This is a genomic window from Sphingobacterium corticibacter (assembly GCF_003076635.1).
In the GTDB taxonomy this organism is placed as follows: Bacteria; Bacteroidota; Bacteroidia; order Sphingobacteriales; family Sphingobacteriaceae; genus Sphingobacterium; species Sphingobacterium corticibacter.
Window position 1 is genome coordinate 133,932 of record NZ_QDKG01000006.1, and the last position, 18,333, is coordinate 152,264.

At 40.9% G+C, this 18,333-nt stretch carries 16 protein-coding genes; 9 read left to right on the top strand and 7 right to left on the bottom strand.

Annotated elements, in window-relative coordinates; all coding sequences use genetic code 11:
* Positions 1-115 precede the first annotated feature (115 nt).
* Both DC487_RS14730 and DC487_RS14735 read right to left on the bottom strand, forming a co-directional pair.
* Positions 116-1,759: a hypothetical protein gene (locus tag DC487_RS14730; RefSeq protein ID WP_133228637.1), complete on the bottom strand. Its 1,644-nt coding sequence runs from the start codon at positions 1,757-1,759 to the stop codon at positions 116-118.
* Between the two features lie 468 nt (positions 1,760-2,227).
* Positions 2,228-3,832 carry a hypothetical protein gene (locus DC487_RS14735; RefSeq protein ID WP_116776731.1) on the bottom strand — a complete coding sequence of 535 codons (1,605 nt, stop codon included), beginning with the start codon at positions 3,830-3,832 and terminating at the stop codon, positions 2,228-2,230.
* A 612-nt stretch (positions 3,833-4,444) separates the two neighbouring features.
* On the opposite strand from DC487_RS14735, the gene serS reads away from it, so the two are divergent.
* The gene (gene serS, locus DC487_RS14740; protein ID WP_116776732.1) at positions 4,445-5,716 is read left to right on the top strand and encodes a serine--tRNA ligase; all 1,272 of its coding nucleotides are present in this window, start codon (positions 4,445-4,447) and stop codon (positions 5,714-5,716) included.
* A gap of 84 nt (positions 5,717-5,800) precedes the next feature.
* Here serS and DC487_RS14745 read toward each other — a convergent pair whose 3' ends face one another.
* The 4 genes from DC487_RS14745 to DC487_RS14760 all read right to left on the bottom strand — a co-directional run bounded on the left by DC487_RS14745 (position 5,801) and on the right by DC487_RS14760 (position 9,632).
* The gene (locus DC487_RS14745; protein ID WP_133228640.1) at positions 5,801-6,151 is read right to left on the bottom strand and encodes a hypothetical protein; all 351 of its coding nucleotides are present in this window, start codon (positions 6,149-6,151) and stop codon (positions 5,801-5,803) included.
* Between the two features lie 149 nt (positions 6,152-6,300).
* The gene (locus tag DC487_RS14750) at positions 6,301-7,014 is read right to left on the bottom strand and encodes a class I SAM-dependent methyltransferase (protein WP_116776734.1); all 714 of its coding nucleotides are present in this window, start codon (positions 7,012-7,014) and stop codon (positions 6,301-6,303) included.
* A 6-nt stretch (positions 7,015-7,020) separates the two neighbouring features.
* Positions 7,021-8,190, bottom strand: coding sequence for a nicotinate phosphoribosyltransferase (pncB, locus tag DC487_RS14755; RefSeq protein WP_116776735.1), 1,170 nt, complete (start codon positions 8,188-8,190; stop codon positions 7,021-7,023).
* Positions 8,191-8,336: 146 nt separating this feature from the next.
* Positions 8,337-9,632, bottom strand: a complete 1,296-nt coding sequence (locus tag DC487_RS14760; protein WP_207774439.1) for a DUF6600 domain-containing protein — start codon at positions 9,630-9,632, stop codon at positions 8,337-8,339.
* A 358-nt stretch (positions 9,633-9,990) separates the two neighbouring features.
* Between DC487_RS14760 and DC487_RS14765 the strand changes: the two genes are divergently transcribed.
* The 5 genes from DC487_RS14765 (at position 9,991) to DC487_RS14785 (ending at position 13,554) form a co-directional block, all read left to right on the top strand.
* Positions 9,991-10,749, top strand: a complete 759-nt coding sequence (locus DC487_RS14765) for an MlaE family ABC transporter permease (RefSeq protein ID WP_116776736.1) — start codon at positions 9,991-9,993, stop codon at positions 10,747-10,749.
* A 3-nt stretch (positions 10,750-10,752) separates the two neighbouring features.
* The gene (locus DC487_RS14770) at positions 10,753-11,526 is read left to right on the top strand and encodes an ABC transporter ATP-binding protein (RefSeq protein WP_116776737.1); all 774 of its coding nucleotides are present in this window, start codon (positions 10,753-10,755) and stop codon (positions 11,524-11,526) included.
* An 8-nt stretch (positions 11,527-11,534) separates the two neighbouring features.
* On the top strand, positions 11,535-12,548 hold the full coding sequence (locus DC487_RS14775) for an MlaD family protein (protein WP_116776738.1): 1,014 nt from the start codon (positions 11,535-11,537) through the stop codon (positions 12,546-12,548).
* Positions 12,549-12,568: 20 nt separating this feature from the next.
* Positions 12,569-13,255, top strand: coding sequence for an RluA family pseudouridine synthase (locus tag DC487_RS14780; protein ID WP_116776739.1), 687 nt, complete (start codon positions 12,569-12,571; stop codon positions 13,253-13,255).
* Between the two features lie 65 nt (positions 13,256-13,320).
* A complete protein-coding gene (locus DC487_RS14785; RefSeq protein ID WP_239016400.1) occupies positions 13,321-13,554 on the top strand; it encodes a hypothetical protein in 234 nt (77 codons plus the stop codon).
* 40 nt (positions 13,555-13,594) lie between these two features.
* Here DC487_RS14785 and DC487_RS14790 read toward each other — a convergent pair whose 3' ends face one another.
* A complete protein-coding gene (locus tag DC487_RS14790) occupies positions 13,595-13,879 on the bottom strand; it encodes a DUF4286 family protein (protein WP_165799104.1) in 285 nt (94 codons plus the stop codon).
* A gap of 137 nt (positions 13,880-14,016) precedes the next feature.
* Here DC487_RS14790 and DC487_RS14795 point away from each other — a divergent pair, with 137 nt between their 5' ends.
* From DC487_RS14795 to DC487_RS14805, 3 genes are read left to right on the top strand one after another with little or no spacing between them, the layout of a single operon-like run.
* Positions 14,017-15,912: a S9 family peptidase gene (locus DC487_RS14795; RefSeq protein WP_116776742.1), complete on the top strand. Its 1,896-nt coding sequence runs from the start codon at positions 14,017-14,019 to the stop codon at positions 15,910-15,912.
* Positions 15,913-15,926: 14 nt separating this feature from the next.
* Positions 15,927-17,588 (top strand): sensor histidine kinase, encoded by a 1,662-nt coding sequence (locus DC487_RS14800; protein WP_116776743.1) that lies wholly within the window; start codon positions 15,927-15,929, stop codon positions 17,586-17,588.
* A 14-nt stretch (positions 17,589-17,602) separates the two neighbouring features.
* Positions 17,603-18,310 (top strand): response regulator transcription factor, encoded by a 708-nt coding sequence (locus DC487_RS14805; RefSeq protein WP_116776744.1) that lies wholly within the window; start codon positions 17,603-17,605, stop codon positions 18,308-18,310.
* Positions 18,311-18,333: the final 23 nt, after the last annotated feature.

An 18,333-nucleotide genomic window follows, 5' to 3' on the forward strand; every position in this document is an offset into this window, starting at 1 on the left:
ATACCGAATCATGGTGTTGTTATTTTGTGGATACAAGTATACACAAAATGCGGCTGACCTTGGTAAAGTGAATAGTATTGGTAGATTAAATGAATAATTGCAGTTTTAGTTTCTGTTATTGTATCCCGACACAACGTATTGGCATGCTAAGAACCTTCCACGAAGGATTAGTCCCCCCATTTGCTTGCGTGAAGTCACTTGAAGTGAATCGCATAATAGATGTTCTGGGATTATTTGTCGAAAAACTGCTGTGGTAATAACCTCGTGATCCTCTACTCGTTATACCGACATTGTTATATGGTGCGCTTCCGGATACCGATAGCCAACCTTGTGCAGGTAATGTCAATCGCACTTGCGAGTTTCTCTTGCTCGTTAGGATTTTGGCGGAATCGAATCTACTATCGCCTGTAACGAAAGGACCTGAGTTTGACCAGTCGGTGTCGGCTATAAGTGCTTCTTGTTCCCGTCTTGTTGGTATTCTGTAACCTGTTGGGCAGGGATCGGCTGCCGTTTTTATAGGGGTAGTCTCTGTTCCGCTATTCCAAGTATTATTGGCTGGAGCATTGCTGGCGAAGAAAGGGTTTGCTGTATTGGATATACCAGTTCCGGATCTGGCTAATCTTCCCCATTGAAAGTAATCGCCGTGTACATTTACGAAAACTTCTGATTCATCTGGATTTAATGTGATATCAACTCCTACATTGTGCCTTGCCCATATTACGCCATTGATTCTGGCGGCTGGTCTTCCTTGATGAGTTAAGAATTGATCGTTTGGAACAATATTTAAAATGAGGTTGTATCGTACGCCTGGAGATACGGTCAGGTTAGTAAATGGCACCAAATTGGTTGCGGTGATTGACCCAATGGTAAGGTTTAGTAGACTGAAGCTAGTTACACTATTACTAATTGAATTAATGAAAGAGGTATTCGTATTGGTGATGATCTGGCTTCCGACATTATCGAAAGCGATATTGACACCGGTCTCGTTGCCGCTTAGGGTATGTGATCCGTCAGCAAGATTTACCGTCATACCATCGTTATGCGGGTTGATACGTCCTGCCGCCGCTGTGATGTTATAGCCAGTTTGTTGAGAGTTGATGGTGACGCCAATAAGAGGTTTTTGATGTTTGAACACGATGTCCAGTCGGTTGATTGAATTACCGCTCACCGTCAATGTTTGTTTATAATACATCAGTGCATTTATCCCTGTTGTAGTGGCTATTCTAGAGTTTGCGAGTGTTCTGGTCGCTACTGCAGGAGTGGTGGCAGGTAAATCTGTCGTAGTATTTAGTGAAACTGCGACAAAGGTATAGGTACTGCCGCCATCTAATTGTAAAGCTTGGGTGCTGGCCTCCTGTCCGCGGATATAATCACGCTCGGCTACAAATGCTCCTGCTTGATTGTAGACTAATATGCGGTAACGAATGTTGTTACCAAGCGCAGATGTATCCGTCGCTGCTCTTGTACCATCTTTTAAAGAGGAATCAGAAGCAGGATCTTCGGGTCTTAATTCGGCTACCATCAAGAAATCTTTGTTGAGTTCAATGGTATTGCGTTGTATGATCGGTTCAGCAGGTGTTGCGGCTCTGTTGCCAAGTGTTTGCTCGGATTCAAAAATAGCATGGCCTACACTAACCTGAATTAATCCCGATCCTTGCGATCCTGTGGCATCAGATGATTTACTACAGGATGTTAACGTGTAATGTGTGATTGTTAGAAAAATGATATAGTAAAATAGTTTTCTATAAAAGAATTTCATTTTAAGTATTTTTTCAAAATTATTTAAAATATTAAAATAGTGTTGTCCTTGAGTTTCTACAAAATCAAAATTTGTCATGGAATCGCTACACTGCCTTGTGTAATTGGGAGTTAGACAATAATTAAAGGTCAATCCCCTTCTGAATATGCAAATAGTTCAATAATATTACTTATTTGCTTTTTCGGTGGTATCCAAGAAGATAATCGCTAGTTTGCCATTTTGGGATAGGTTTTATTTTACTATAAAATCACGTATGACTTGTGGTGGGGCAACCAGATTGACAATGCATAGCGTAAGAAAAGCAACGAAGATCTAAAGATAAGAATCATGGTGTTACTTATTTGTGGACATAAGTATACACAAAATGCGGCTGACCTTGGTAAACTGAATAGTATTGGTAGATTAAATGAATAATTTCAGTTTCTGTTACTGTATCCCTACACATCTGATAGGGGTGCTTACAACTTTTTAAGAAGGATTACTTCCATTGCTGAAAATGGAAGGAGCTTGTGTCAAAAAGTCGAGTGATGATGTTCTCGGGTTCTCTGTTGAATAACTTGAAAAATATCTTCCCGTTGAACCTCTACCTGCTATTCCCCTATCAGCATAAGGAGCTACGCTACCACTTACACCAAAACGCCCCTGTGCTGGCAATGTCAATCGCACTTGCGAGTTTCTCTTGCTCGTTAGGATTTTGGCGGAATCGAATCTACTATCGCCTGTAACGAAAGGACCTGAGTTTGACCAGTCGGTGTCGGCTATAAGTGCTTCTTGTTCCCGTCTTGTTGGTATTCTGTAACCTGTTGGGCAGGGATCGGCTGCCGTTTTTATAGGGGTAGTCTCTGTTCCGCTATTCCAAGTATTATTGGCTGGAGCATTGCTGGCGAAGAAAGGGTTTGCTGTATTGGATATACCAGTTCCGGATCTGGCTAATCTTCCCCATTGAAAGTAATCGCCGTGTACATTTACGAAAACTTCTGATTCATCTGGATTTAATGTGATATCAACTCCTACATTGTGCCTTGCCCATATTACGCCATTGATTCTGGCGGCTGGTCTTCCTTGATGAGTTAAGAATTGATCGTTTGGAACAATATTTAAAATGAGGTTGTATCGTACGCCTGGAGATACGGTCAGGTTAGTAAATGGCACCAAATTGGTTGCGGTGATTGACCCAATGGTAAGGTTTAGTAGACTGAAGCTAGTTACACTATTACTAATTGAATTAATGAAAGAGGTATTCGTATTGGTGATGATCTGGCTTCCGACATTATCGAAAGCGATATTGACACCGGTCTCGTTGCCGCTTAGGGTATGTGATCCGTCAGCAAGATTTACCGTCATACCATCGTTATGCGGGTTGATACGTCCTGCCGCCGCTGTGATGTTATAGCCAGTTTGTTGAGAGTTGATGGTGACGCCAATAAGAGGTTTTTGATGTTTGAACACGATGTCCAGTCGGTTGATTGAATTACCGCTCACCGTCAATGTTTGTTTATAATACATCAGTGCATTTATCCCTGTTGTAGTGGCTATTCTAGAGTTTGCGAGTGTTCTGGTCGCTACTGCAGGAGTGGTGGCAGGTAAATCTGTCGTAGTATTTAGTGAAACTGCGACAAAGGTATAGGTACTGCCGCCATCTAATTGTAAAGCTTGGGTGCTGGCCTCCTGTCCGCGGATATAATCACGCTCGGCTACAAATGCTCCTGCTTGATTGTAGACTAATATGCGGTAACGAATGTTGTTACCAAGCGCAGATGTATCCGTCGCTGCTCTTGTACCATCTTTTAAAGAGGAATCAGAAGCAGGATCTTCGGGTCTTAATTCGGCTACCATCAAGAAATCTTTGTTGAGCTCAATGGTGTGGCGTTGTATGGTCGGCTCAGCAGGCGTAGCGGCTCTGTTAGATAGGTTTTCTTCTGCCTCGAAAGTAGCATCCCCTACACTAACCTGAATTACTCCCTGTCCTTGCGATCCTGTGGCATCAGATGATTTATTGCAGGATACTAGTAGCAGGATGCTGGTTATTAGTGGTATACTGCAAATTATCAGAGCTTTAGTGGGACGATTCATCTAATTTGGTTTTATTACGTTTGTTTAGATCAGATATATTGCATGAGTGTTTTGTCAATAATTGCTATATTGCTGTCATTGTATTACGTAAATGTAGACTTCATAGAATGAGCACTTTATTTGAGGTTTTAGCAATTACTATGTAGTGGTCGATAAACTTTGCTAAGTTAAAGGTTATCAATTTTTCTTCACGATGCAAATAATTGTTCTGTAGTGTAAAAACTACAACCAGTTATTGTTTGTGATTTTTAGACTCTTCTTTCACCCATGAGATGTTTTGTTTTTTTGTGATGAATTGAAGTATCAGTTCCCGCTAGCCTAGCATTTATGAATGGTATTTGGGACATACCCGATATAAGTTTTAGCTGATCAGTATATCACATTAAATGCCGCAAAAACTGCGCAGCATAGAATAAGCACTAATATATCTTAACATATAGCAATGATTTCTATCGATTTTCAGTTTAAATTGTGACATTTGTGTTGACACAAGTAAATGAAACTGCAATAAGTCCAAATCTGAGGAAAAACAACCTTAGATAATTTTATGGGTAATTGCTTTTATTTGTTTTAAGTTGTTTATAGATAGATAATTATTTTACAGTAAGATTTATGTTGCAGATAGGTTATATCCGTGAAAATAGGGATGAGGTAATTGCTGGATTGCAGAAGAAAAATTTCAAAGAGTTGAATTTGGTAGATGAGGTGGTTGCTTTAGATGAATCGCGTCGTGCTTTACAAAGCAGCTCGGAGTCTATCGCTGCCGAAGCGAATTCCATTGCCAAGCAAATCGGAGATTTGATGCGACAAGGTAAGAAAGAAGAGGCTGAAGCTATTAAGATAACTACGTCTGGTCATAAAGCACAGTTAAAAGAACTGAGTGATAAACTATTGCGCATAGAACAGGAATTACATAATAAATTAGTGCAGTTGCCCAACTTGCCACATCATTCCGTGCCGGCCGGCGTTTCTGCAGAAGACAATGAAGTGGTACTAGAGCATGGTGTAATTCCTGATTTGGGGGCGAATGCGTTACCACATTGGGAGTTAGCAGATAAGTATAAACTGATCGACTTCGAGTTAGGAACTAAGATTGCAGGTGCTGGTTTTCCGGTATACACTGGAAAGGGAGCGCGTTTGCAGCGTGGTTTGGTCAATTTTTTCTTAGACGAAGCCATCAAAGTAGGTTATTCAGAGACGCAAGTGCCACATGCCGTTAATGAAGCTTCAGCATACGGAACTGGACAATTGCCGGATAAAGAAGGCCAGATGTATCATATCACGCAAGATGATTTATACATGATTCCTACAGCAGAAGTGCCATTGACCAACCTCTATCGGGATGAAATCCTGAAAGAGGAACAGTTTCCCATTATGCATTGTGCATATACTCCTTGCTTTCGCCGCGAAGCAGGTTCCTACGGTGCTCATGTACGAGGATTAAATAGATTACACCAATTTGATAAGGTGGAGACTGTTCAAATTGTACACGCTGAAAAATCATATGAGACGTTAGAAGAAATGAGTAGCTACGTTCAGTCGCTATTGCAGAAGTTGGAATTACCTTATAGGGTCTTGCGTTTGTGTGGTGGTGATATGAGTTTTGGTTCGGCACTCACGTATGACATGGAAACATATAGTGCCGCGCAACAGCGTTGGCTCGAGGTGTCATCTGTTTCTAATTTTGAAACGTTTCAATCTAATCGGCTAAAAGTTCGTTACCGAGATGCAGATGGTAAAATGACTTTGGCGCACACCTTAAATGGTTCTGCTTTGGCATTACCACGCATTGTGGCTACTTTATTAGAAAACAATCAGACAGAAAAGGGAATCAAAATTCCAGCTGCTTTGGTACCTTATGTCGGCTTTGAGTATATTGATTAAAGTTCTACAATAGATATTTATAATCAGAAAGGTGATGAAACAATAGATTCATGACCTTTCTGATTATCTGCTTTTAAAAAGAGTTTAGTGATCTTTATGTTTGGCTTTGTGCTCTTTTACCCAGTTCTCAAAACGATCTTTTTGTTCTGGAGTTAAGATTTCTTTGATTCTATTATGGCTGTGTTTCGTACCTTCTTTCAGACGTTCTTTTTTCACCTCTTCTGTAATTGTTTTATCCGCTTTTAGTGCATCTTTCTGCTTATAACCGTCCAAAATAATTTCGTGAACTGAACCTTGTTGTTCCGGAGTAAGCTGTAATCTCTCCGTCAGTTCTGACGCTTTTTTACGCGCTTCTTCCTGCGATTCGGCGCTTTGTGCGAAAGTCAAGGTCACCGCAAATAGTAACCCAATTCCTGTTAAAAATAGCTTTTTCATGATTTCCATTATTTAATAATTTACTAATTCTTTAACTATTAATAGTTAAGTGCTTTTAGTAAATATAACCAAGCGTCATTGAAAAAGTTTTAACTATTCATTTTATTTATTTATTTTAACAATAATTAACATTTTTCTTGTTGAAGATCTCATTTGATATCATTGCTTCTCGGTTCCATTCTCACTAAGTATTGGTCTTGCTCATCCTCAAAAAGAATTTGAACGACCCATCCTTCTTCATTGGCGATCTCAATAAGCTTTTGTTGATCTAAATACAGCCATGGAAATTCTGAGCCTAATCGGCCATTGTATTCATACTGATACGTAATCTCTCCAAAGTAATGATCTGGTTTATTAATATCAAAATCGTCGTATAGATAGGAAATGTCCGAAGTGTCAAACAATAGCTGTCCTCGATCGGTCAGTAAGCCTCGACTATGCTTCAGTAATGTGCGAAAACCTGTCAAAGTGCCCGCGATACCAATTCCATTCATTAGAAATAACAACGTGTCGTATCGCGCATCTTGATGCGCAAAGAAGTCGCCCTGTACAATATCCGCTACACCGCGCTGCTGCATGACACTAGCTGCTAGGGCCGAAATTTCCAATCCAGTTACGTTGAACTGTCTGGATTGCAGATACAGAGCATGTGCGCCAGCTCCAGCCCCTACATCTAATACGTGACCATCACAAAGGGCTAAGGCGATGGATTCTAGTTCTGAGAAATCGTCTTCAATGCGAAAAAACACTTCTATTGGCATCTCATCTATGTCACCATAACTAGTATGTAGATAAAGCGGAAGACGATTAGGGGATTGGTGAAATTCTGCTAATAGTGCTTCACCATAGGGATCGATTTGCATCAAAAATTAGTGTATATTAAGTACATGCTTTGCAAGCGTTATTTCGTTTTCTTCTCCCGTATGTTTGTAGGGTTCGTCTGATAATTTAATAACGGGGGTCCACTCGCCTTCGTCTGGAAAAGCTTCCGTCATTTTCAGTACGATGTTCATTCGGGGAAGCCCTACATCATTCGTGAAATCCGTGCCAATGCCAAAAGAATAGCCAATTTTGCCGCGGCAAAAACCAACGATATGAGCTACCTTATCATAGTCCAATCCGTCGGAGAAGATGATAGTCTTGGAAAGAGGGTCAATGCCCTTACTCTTATAATGCTGAATAGTTTTGGTCGCAAATTCGATAGCGTCGCCACTATCGTGTCTGACACCGTCAAAAAGTTTCGTTAATTTTTTGTCGAATTGTTTGAAGAATACTTCCGTGGTATAGGTGTCGGATAGTGCAATACCTAAATCGCCGCGATATACTTCCGACCAATGTTCCAGCCCTAGAAGATTGGCCATCTTGTATCCATACTTTGCCGCGTGAAACATAAACCATTCGTGTGCATGTGTGCCAATTGGACGGGTTTCATATTTCATCGCAAAATGAACGTTGCTTGTGCCAATAAAAGTTGCGGATGGATGTGCCTGTAGTGTACGTATAACCAAATCATGCACTTCATAGGAGTGTCTTCTTCGTGTGCCGAAGTCGGCAATCGTAATGTCTAATGCATCGTATTTTATAATTTTATCTCGCACGATCCGGACTACTTCAGTATCAGAGATTCTAACTTGTGCAGTCATCTGATAGTATAATTCACAAATCAGTGACATGATAGGCACTTCCCATAAGATTGTGCGATACCAATATCCTTCGATATGGATGTCGAGCGACTCGCCATTTTGACGGATTGTCACCTCTGCTGGGTCGTACCGGTACCCTTGAAGGAAATCGAAATATACCGGATCAATGTACGGACATCGATTCGCAAAGAACTCCTTTTCGTGTCGCGTGAGACGAAGTTGCGCCATTTCATGTACCTTTTCACGTAGCTTATCTCCAAAACCTGGAGGATAAGCATGCTGGCCACGATTAATTAGCTGATATCTTGCTCTGGCTTTAGGGAACAATTTCACAACGGCGAATTGCATCGTGAATTTGTAAAAATCATTGTCCAGTATGGAAGATATTCTTGGCATGCGAGTAGTATTTTTTACGTTTGGTGAAAGTAATAAATACTTTCGACTTTACAGATTATCAAATAAGAATGAGGCTATCTCCACTCAGGAAACAGCCTCATCTTGATATTATAAACAAACCATTAAATAGACAATCTTGGAAGCACTTATCGGCCAGCTCTTCCCGAGGAAGCTCCTCTTCCGCTAGATGAAGAGCTTTCGGAGCTACGGCTTTCACTGCTACGAGTAGCACCGCGACTTGATCCTCTACTGGAAGAACTGCTCGTGGCTCTGGCTTCACGGTTAGAAGTGCTAGCCCGTGAAGTCGACGCAGGTGTACTTTGTGATCTTGAAGCGGCTCTACCGCTGTTTGCTGAGCTTGGAGCTTGATTACGAGTAGTCGAACGAGTGCTTCCTCTACTCTCCGTATTAGTTGGAGTTGTAGCTCTCGGGCTAGCAGCTCCGCGCGGAGATGACGAACTTGTCGCTCTGCCTGACGAGTTTTCACGAGTAACCTGTTCTGCCGAGCGAGACGTTGTGCTAGCTCCGCGCGAAACCGTAGTTCCCCGCGAAGTATTATTCGTAGTAGTTGAGCCTCTACTCGCAGATCCAGTTGCGCGGCCGCTAGCACCACGGTTCACTGTGCCGGTGTTTCTTGCATCACTGGCGGTACGGGAAGAAGTGTTCGCAGAAGATGCCGCGCCACGGCTAGATGTCGTTGCCCGGCCGCTACTACCTCGATCATTGTTTGCTGCAGTACGATCTGGTCTATAAATATTGACGGTGTTACGCGATGCACCGCGACCAGTAGGTCGATCAGTGTATGCAATTTGATTAATACGAACTCGGCCACCTACGTTACGTTCCATATTTCGGACGGAAGGACCACCATAATAGCGATTATTATTTACGATATACGTGTTGTTAACGATGGTAGTACGGTTATAAATCGTCGTATTTCCATATGAATAATAACGATTAATATTTCGAGCATGTATCCTGCGCGTCGGTGCAAACAGCCAAAAATTTATAGATAAATTATTGGCAACGTACAAGTTTGGACTCATGGGTGCCCATCCGTAATAGCCTCCACCATTACGCCATTCTACCCAAGCTGGTCCCCATTCATAGCCAGGAATCCAACCCCAACCTCTGTATGGGGTGCGAACCCAACGACCATAGTGAAATGGCGCCCAGCCCCAATCATAGTTGGAAACCCATGTATTACCATACTCCGTCATCATCCAATAACCATTCGTACCATAGGGCATAAAATCACCACCAACTTGCGGAAACCAAATGTCTCCATAATTGGGGTCATTGCTCCAATGTCCGTATGGTGAGAGTTCGTTGTAAAAAACACCGAAAGATATCTGTCCTTGTGCAAACGTGTTACTGATAGGTAGTACACTCAGAAGTGTCGCGGCTATCGCTACCAAAAATGTAGATGTGAATGTTCTCATAGCTTCAAGTTTATGTTGTAAAGCGTATTTATTATTATGACTGCATAATAAAATGTAAGGTTTAAGCATAGTGCGAAATTTTGTGAAATAGTTTAAAATAAATTCTCAATAGACCATGTTTCATGAAGCGTTGGTATTCTGTTTAGCCATTCTGGTTGAGGCGCATTTCGCGTCCATATTTCTGAATTAGGTAAATGTATTTAAGCTTTTATTGACGTCGCAATAGCCTGTAGAGCTACTATGCGACATATATTTTCATGCCAACAATATTTGATCTGACAGACATAAGAAACTAAAAAAGTTTGTAACTTTGACCTGTTTTTAATTTCGGTCAGTATCAGAAAAACAACTCATTTCCATGTGGAATAAGATCAGGGTGTTACTATTAGAATTTGCAAAAATCCATCGTTTTTTGATGCGTTTTTTTCGCGAAGTGGTCAGTCCGCCATTTGAATTTAAAGAGTTTATTAGGCAATGTTATGAGATCGGCTGGAAGTCATTTCCACTGATCAGTCTAACAGGCTTTATTGTGGGATTTGTATTTACGAAACAATCTAGGCCGTCGCTGGAAGAATTCGGCGCATCGTCAATGATTCCTGCTTTGATATCAATAGCTATAGTACGTGCGTTAGCTCCACTTGTAACGGCGTTGATTGGTTCCGGGAAAATTGGTTCTCAGATCGGTGCGGAGCTCAGCTCTATGAACGTAACGGAGCAGATTGATGCGATGGAGGTGTCTGGTACAAATCCTTTCAAATTTCTAATCGTAAGTCGCATCTTGGCTACAACGTTCATGATTCCTGTTCTTACTTTTTATGTGGCAGGGATAGGATTAATGGGCGGCTATCTCAGTATTATTTCCAAAGATCAACTGAGTATGTTGAGTTTTTTCTCGCAAGTGTTCAATACTATTAAGATGGTAGATGTATTTGCGATGACCTTTAGAGCACTTGTATTCGGTTTTACTATTGGATTCGTAAGCACCTATGTCGGCTACTTTTCGTCTAAAGGGACGGAAGGTGTCGGAAAGGCGGCCAATAGCGCCGTGGTGGCCTCCATGTTTATTGTGTTTATCGAAGAGTTGTTGATTGTTCAATTGTTATCGTTGCTCACATAAGTTATGGAAAAAAATAAGCCAGTAATAGATCCGCAAGATGTCGTTATACATGTGGATAATGTGAGCAAATCTTTTGGAGATCTACACATTTTGCGTGATGTTGATCTTAAACTATATAATAGAGAGAATTTGGTAGTTCTGGGGCGATCCGGTACTGGAAAGTCTGTCTTGATCAAAATGATTTCTGGGTTGCTTATGCCTGATGCTGGATCAATCCGTGTACTAGGGCAGGAAGTGACCGCTCTTTCCGAAAAGGAATTACAAAAATTGCGTTTGCGCATCGGTTTTTCGTTTCAGAACAGTGCGCTATACGATAGTATGACCGTGCGCGAAAACCTAGAATTTCCCTTGGTACGCAATAAGCGAAACCTTAGCCGAACAGAAATAGATCGAGAAGTTGAAGACGTGCTAGAAGGCGTTGGTCTTTCGCAAGCCATTAACCAGATGCCTTCGGAATTAAGTGGTGGTCAGCGAAAGCGGATAGGTATTGCTAGAACATTAATTTTGCGCCCTGATATTATGTTGTACGACGAACCTACTGCGGGGTTGGATCCTATTACCTGTCTGGAAATTAATAACTTAATTAATGATGTGCAGGCGCGCTATAATACTTCCTCCATCATCATTACGCATGATCTGGCTTGCGCTAAGCAGGTTAGCGATCGTATGGTGATGTTGTTAGATGGTCGCTTCGAACGCCAAGGCACATTCCACGAGATTTTTGATACAGATGATGATCGTGTCAAACCATTTTATGATTACAATTTTATAAGGTAATAACAGCTATGAGCAATACAAAAGAAACTAAACGTTCTATAATAGTCGGCCTTTTCGTTTTGGTAGGTTTGATTATTTTAGTTGCCGGGATATTGGTGCTAGGTACGTTACAGAATAGATTTAGCAAAAACGTAGAAGTTACCACATACTTTCATGATGTAAAGGGACTGAAAGTAGGTAATAATGTGTGGTTTTCAGGTGTAAAGGTGGGTATTGTTAAACAAATCGCCTTTGAAAGCGTCGAAAATGTGCGCGTGGTCATGCATATCGAAGAAAAGTCTAGCCAGTACATACGGAAGGATGTACAAGCAACATTGGGATCTGATGGATTGATCGGTAACGCAATCATTAGCCTAGAAGGCGGTACACCCGCAGCTCCTGCTATTGTAAATGGCGATCAAGTTAGTTCCAAGCCAGCTGGTGGTGTTGAAGCTATGTTGCACACACTACAGATCAATAACGAGAACTTGTTAGAAATTACAAAAAACTTTGCTGTGCTGTCCGCTAATCTCGTAGAAGGAAAAGGATCTGTAGGAGCGTTGTTGGCAGACGAATCGATAGCTAATTCTTTGAAAGCATCGCTAACTTCGATGCAGAGCGCGATGAGTAATGTAGATCGCAGCATGAAAAATGTCGTGACCTTGACCAATAAGCTGAACAGCGAGCAAGGACTAATTCATGACTTGACGACGGATACAGCTGTGTTTGCTAGTTTAAGAGCTTCAGCGTCTCAATTGCAAGGTGTAACGCAGACAGCAAATGCATTGATGGTTAACCTAGATCAAGTCTCCGACCGCTTGAACGAAAAGGACAATGCTATAGGTGTGTTGACGAATGATCCTGCTGCTGCCGAAGAGATTAAGCAGATTTTGAGAAATCTCAATCTGAGCACGGAGAAGCTTGATGAAAATATGGAAGCTTTACAGAGCAACTTCTTATTGCGTGGTTTCTTCAAGAAAAGGGCGAAAGCGGAAGAGAAAGCACGTCAAGATTCTATTAAGAACGCCAATAAAAGTCGGTAAGAATAGGTATAGCAGTGCTAATGGGAATTACGGATAAAGATGTTATATATGAAGATAATCACCTTATCGCGATCAATAAACGCGGTGGTGATATCGTTCAAGTGGATGTGACGGGAGACTTGTCACTCGAAGACATGACCAAGCAATACTTGGAGAAAAAGTACGATAAGCCAGCTGCTTTTCTAGGTGTGATCCATCGATTAGATCGTCCAGTGAGTGGCATGATCTTATTTGCAAAAACGAGCAAAGCTTTGGATCGGATGAATCGCTTGTTTCATGATCGCAAAGTGCAGAAAAGTTACTTGGCGGTGGTGCGTAACCAACCTCCAGCAGAAGAGGCAAAGTTGGTGAATTGGTTGCTACGCGATCGTAAGAAAATGATTACGAAAGCCTACGATCGTGAAGTAAAAAATGGAAGCCGAGCAGAATTAGATTATAAAGTGATCGGCGAGTTGAATGGTTTTTATCTATTAGAAGTAAAACCACTCACAGGCCGCACGCATCAAATCAGGGCACAATTAGCCTATATGGGCTGCCCTATTGTAGGTGACAATAAGTATGGTTATCCAAGAGGTAGCCATCAGCGAACCATCTGTTTGCATTCTCGCGCTTTGGCTTTTGAACACCCAGTGAAGGATGAACCGATGCGTATTGAGGCGACAGTTCCAGTAGATGGATTTTGGGAAAAGTTCAATATCCTGCTCTAATCTGATTCCCTGAACTATATTTAATTACGTACTTTTGCCCTATGGTTTATATCAGGCAATTCGTTATGGCTGTAGTGCTTACTATCGCCGCATCGTCAATCATTCCGCTTCGTAGCGAAGCACAATGTGCTATGTGTACGCTCAATGCGGAGAACAGTACCAAAGAAGGTAATACGCAAGGAAAAGGTCTGAATGATGGCATCCTTTTTCTGCTGGCAATGCCATTCATTATTGGTGCAGGTATAGGAATTTTGTGGTATAAGAAGTACCGCGTAAAACCACAGCGTAAGTTTTTATAGTACTGATTTATCTATCCTCTAAAAAATCATTTCTTAAATTCTATAAGTACTTCATCGTACTGTCAAAGATAAAGGCGCGTTCCGGATGATTGGTCGCCAAATAGTTTTGTAATTGATACAAGTATTCGGATTTGAAATCTTCTAACGTATCACGTTCGTCAAACTTCAGTTGAAGAGAATACGTATGGCCTTCATGTGGCGAATCCAATAAGTTGAGTAATTGTGGTTTGTGTTGTACTGGTAGATTAGGTAAGTAAGACGAAGTAATCCAGTTCAGAGCATCCGCCTGCGCAGAGTCTTCGACTATAATGGAAATATTGTACATATACATGCCGTAAAATTACATTTTTTTTATGACGAAAATTCATTCACAATTAACATTCCCCTCCCTGTAAAATTAAAGTTGCATAATGGTCAAATCACTAAAAAATTGCAATATTTGAAAATGTGCTGTTGAAATCCATGGTTTTTAGATATATTCATACTACGTATTTAGTGCTTTTGTTATCACTACTGATGTTTGCCTGCGGCACGACTGGTGATCAGAATGACGTAATTCCTGTCGAGAATTTCATCTTCAAACCAGATCGCAACAGCTTCAAGCTATCGCCCGATGGAAATAGAATCGCTTATCTTGGTATGCACGATCATTGTAAGAATATTTTCATCATGGATCTCGTGGATGAAAATAAGTCAAAACAACTGACCTATCAAGACAACCTCAATGTACATAATTTCAATTGGGCAAACGATAGCGTTATTGTGTTTTCTAATTCGCATTATACCGACGATATATTGCGCCTATATGCTGTAGACGTGGCTACAGATTCTATTCGACAGTTGGTCGATCCGGTTAAAAGTCGCTTGAAATTTATGCAGCCAATTCGAGATTATCAGGGATCAATATACACCTCGATGAATATACGTGATTCAACCGTATTTGATCTGTATAAAGTGTTTTTAGATGGTAGAAAGCCCGAGTTGGTGTATAAAAACCCTGGGTCGATCACCTCTTGGATTCCTTCACCAGATGGCATAGTACGACTGGCGCTCGCCAGCGATAGTGTACAAGAGTCGATTTTGTACCGAGCCAATGAGCAGCAACAATTTCAAGAAGTGGCTGTTTTTGATTTTAAAACTTCGGTAAATCCAATTGGCTATGTAGGTGAGTCGATTACTTCCGTGATGGCGATGTCCAATCAAAATCGAGATAAATTTGCTCTTGTCGAGTACGATGTCTCAACTGGCAGAGAAATAAAAGAATTATTTGCTGACGCTAACGTAGATGTAAACAATGAGGGCTTTTCGTATCCACTACAGCGGCAGCTGTTTGCGACTACCAGTGCTTGTAGAAAAAAATATACCTTCTTTGATACCCAGCTGCACAGTACGTACAATACCGTAAAACGCCATTTTAAAGATGATGCAGTCGATTTCTTAGATATGGATCGTGATTTAAAGCGGTTCATCGTGCGTGTGTATAGCGACGTTCGGCCTGGGGAATTATATTATTATGATAAAAGTACTAATCAGTATACACCATTGGTCACCACTTTTCCAGATTTGAAAGAAGCTGATATGTTACCGATGAAAGCGGTTAAATTCAATGCGCGAGATAATCAAGAAATAAATGGTTTTCTTACCTTTCCGAAAGGTAAGACAAAGAATTGTCCATTGGTGGTACTCGTGCATGATGGACCTAGTCGTCGTGATGAATGGGGTTTCAATCCCGAAGTACAATTTTTGGCAAATCGCGGATATGCTGTTTTTCAAATTAATTATCGTGGCACCACTGGATACGGTAAAGCTTTTTGGTCCTCAGGATTTAGAGAGTGGGGGGGGCGGATTCAGTCTGATATTACCGACGGTGTCACTTGGCTTATTCACGAAGGTAAGGTCGACAAAAATCGCATGGCCATCATGGGTACAGGCTTCGGTGGTTATTCGGCGTTACATGCCGCTACCTTTAATCCCTCTATTTACAAATGCATTATCTCCTCGTCGGGCTATAGCAACCTGTTTACATATTTTAAGGAGATTCCGCCACATTTGAAGCCTTATGTGCAGATGTACTATCAGATAATCGGCAATCCTGAGCGCGAAACGGATTTTTTCAAAACTATCTCGCCTCTATTTCATGCCGGAATGGTGAAAAAACCGGTGTTGTTTTTTCAAGGTGGTAAAGATAAGTTTACTTCGGTGACCGATGCGAATCAATTTGTTGCACGATTAAAGCAAAATAATATTCCCGTGCGTTATATCTTCAAAGAAGAAGAAGGTCGCCGATTTAAGAGCGAGGAAAATATGATGTTGTACTTTCAGGAAATAGAGAGTTTCCTGAAAAAATACTTACACTAACTAAGGAAGATCACGTGCCACAACCTGTTGTCCGGTATCAGAAGAATTTTGGTTTGCTGATCGCCTTTCTGGCAATCGTCACGATTTTGTATGTCGTAGCTGTCGGTTTAGCACGTTCTACAATCGCTAATCACGTCGAATCCGAGTTTTACAACCGTAAGACGGACGTATTTGATGCGACGATCAAGCCTTTTAATGAATTTCTTTATAATGGCATTCCAGAGTTGTCCTATTATCAAGGTTTTTTAGATTCGGCACAGGCTAGACAATATGCCGAGCAGGCACTTCGCAAAAATCCATTCGTAGAAGAAGTCGTATTCTATGATGTGACCATAACCAATTCTAGGACAGTGAGTCGTGGTGTACGTTACCGCGACAATTTGCTATTTCACCCCAAGTCCATTATCAGCTTTCACTTAGATAATGCATATCGCTTGCACAGCAAATCAAATTTTCAGGAAGAACCGGATCCTTACGCCGGGGATTTTAATAATGCAGCGATCAAGTTTTTTGATTATCTAGCGAAAGTAGATGAATCTACTACTCTTACGGAGGACGAAATTTATCGTGTGTTTTACTCCTTTTCACCAGGTAAGATTGGGTATCTGAATATTCCGCGCATTAGTGACCTTTTATTGTACAAGACTATGATGCTCAATGATAGCTTGCCGGATGCTTTTTTCGAACAGGATATGTTTTTGTTTCGAATTAATCCGCAGAAACTCAGGTTGAGCAATACACAGCCTAGATATTATGAAAAGATCTCCATTACACCATTGACTGATCCAGCAGCAATGGAGGAAAAAACCTTCTATACCACCGAGTTACCTTTGCCAGGAGCCTTGTCTGATTTCAAGTTAAAATTTGACTCCTCGCAAGACTTTATCACCCAAGAAGTGTATCGATTATTGATACCAGTGGTTTTGGGTATTTCGGTGTTATATTGCATTTTACTATCGATCGTTTATTTAATTTATCGTAATATTAACAACAACAATAGATTGTATCGCCTTCAATACGACTTTATTAATAACCTCACACACGAGTTCAAAACTCCTGTGAGCGTCATCAAAATCGCTGGGAATAACATTAAAAGTGCGCAACAAGTAACGGATGAAGAACGTTTTATGTATGGTAGAATCTTAGATCAGGAAGCAGATAAGTTAAACAACTTGATGAATAAATTGTTGTCTTATGCACAGATCGAGAACAAATCTATTCCGTATAAAGGTGACTGGATTAATTTGCACGACTTTTGCGACGAGATATTCAAAGCTTGCCGTATTAAATACAGTGACATGGTACTTACTTACAATATTCAAGTCGCCGATGAATTGTATACGGATCCTATTTTGTTGGCATCTGTTTTTCATAATTTGGTGGACAATGCGTACAAGTATTCGGAATTGGGAAGCAGATTTATTAATGTAGAAGTAGAGCAGACGAAGAAAAACTTTGTTATTGTGTTTAGTGACAAGGGAATAGGAATCGCGAAAAGTGAGTTGAAAAATATATTTAAGAAGTTTTATCGCATACAGAATCAATATAATCAGGGGGGTAGTATAGGCTTGGGGTTAGCTTTTTGTAAAGAAATAACCGAGTTTATGGGCGGAGAAATCCGAGTTGAAAGTGTATTGGGTAAGGGCACCACATTTACGTTGACCTTCCCTAAGTAAAACAAAGTAATCACATGGAAAAAGAAATAACTATTGCCGTTGTAGAAGATGATGAAAACCTACGTTTTTTGGTGAGCCATCGATTACAGACAGAAAACTACCAGGTCTTGCAAATTGGGAATGGCTTAGATGCCGAAAAAGAAATACTCGCCAAACAACCAGATATTGTTTTGCTTGATTGGATGTTACCAGGGAAGGAAGGGATTGAAGTTTGCCAGTCGGTACGCAAGGCGGGATTTGAAAATATCATCATAATGATGACAGCCAAATCGCAAGACGTGGATAAAATCGATGCGTATAGCTATGGTGTTAGTGACTATATCACGAAGCCATTCAATATGGATGTACTGGTGGCGATGATTGAAAATAAAGTGCGCTTCTTCGTGCCTAAGTCTGGTGCGGAAGTATACCATTTTGGTCAAACGGAACATCATCCGAATATCCACTCTTTGGTGCGTGATGGGAAAAAAATAGAATTGACGATCTTGGAAAATCGTATCTTGTTGCACTTCTTGCGCAATAAAGGAAATGACGTAACTCGTGATGAGCTGATGGAAGCGGTTTGGGGTTACAGTTCCAACGTCAATACACGTACATTAGATATGCATGTAGTACGCTTGCGTAAGAAAATTGAAAAAAATCCAGACAAACCGTCGTATTTGCAGACCGTCCGTGGATTGGGCTACAAGTTTGTAGATGATACGTCTGAAATTCCAGATTAAATTTGCTTTTATAGATACGGATC

Excerpts from the sequence above, each read along its gene's own strand:
- DC487_RS14730 (WP_133228637.1), bottom strand. The coding sequence starts at position 1,759 with ATGAAATTCTTTTATAGAAAACTATTTTACTATATCATTTTTCTAACA.
- DC487_RS14735 (WP_116776731.1), bottom strand. The coding sequence starts at position 3,832 with ATGAATCGTCCCACTAAAGCTCTGATAATTTGCAGTATACCACTAATA.
- serS (WP_116776732.1), top strand. The coding sequence starts at position 4,445 with ATGTTGCAGATAGGTTATATCCGTGAAAATAGGGATGAGGTAATTGCT.
- DC487_RS14745 (WP_133228640.1), bottom strand. The coding sequence starts at position 6,151 with ATGAAAAAGCTATTTTTAACAGGAATTGGGTTACTATTTGCGGTGACC.
- DC487_RS14750 (WP_116776734.1), bottom strand. The coding sequence starts at position 7,014 with ATGCAAATCGATCCCTATGGTGAAGCACTATTAGCAGAATTTCACCAA.
- pncB (WP_116776735.1), bottom strand. The coding sequence starts at position 8,190 with ATGCCAAGAATATCTTCCATACTGGACAATGATTTTTACAAATTCACG.
- DC487_RS14760 (WP_207774439.1), bottom strand. The coding sequence starts at position 9,632 with ATGAGAACATTCACATCTACATTTTTGGTAGCGATAGCCGCGACACTT.
- DC487_RS14765 (WP_116776736.1), top strand. The coding sequence starts at position 9,991 with ATGTGGAATAAGATCAGGGTGTTACTATTAGAATTTGCAAAAATCCAT.
- DC487_RS14770 (WP_116776737.1), top strand. The coding sequence starts at position 10,753 with ATGGAAAAAAATAAGCCAGTAATAGATCCGCAAGATGTCGTTATACAT.
- DC487_RS14775 (WP_116776738.1), top strand. The coding sequence starts at position 11,535 with ATGAGCAATACAAAAGAAACTAAACGTTCTATAATAGTCGGCCTTTTC.
- DC487_RS14780 (WP_116776739.1), top strand. The coding sequence starts at position 12,569 with ATGGGAATTACGGATAAAGATGTTATATATGAAGATAATCACCTTATC.
- DC487_RS14785 (WP_239016400.1), top strand. The coding sequence starts at position 13,321 with ATGGCTGTAGTGCTTACTATCGCCGCATCGTCAATCATTCCGCTTCGT.
- DC487_RS14790 (WP_165799104.1), bottom strand. The coding sequence starts at position 13,879 with ATGTACAATATTTCCATTATAGTCGAAGACTCTGCGCAGGCGGATGCT.
- DC487_RS14795 (WP_116776742.1), top strand. The coding sequence starts at position 14,017 with ATGGTTTTTAGATATATTCATACTACGTATTTAGTGCTTTTGTTATCA.
- DC487_RS14805 (WP_116776744.1), top strand. The coding sequence starts at position 17,603 with ATGGAAAAAGAAATAACTATTGCCGTTGTAGAAGATGATGAAAACCTA.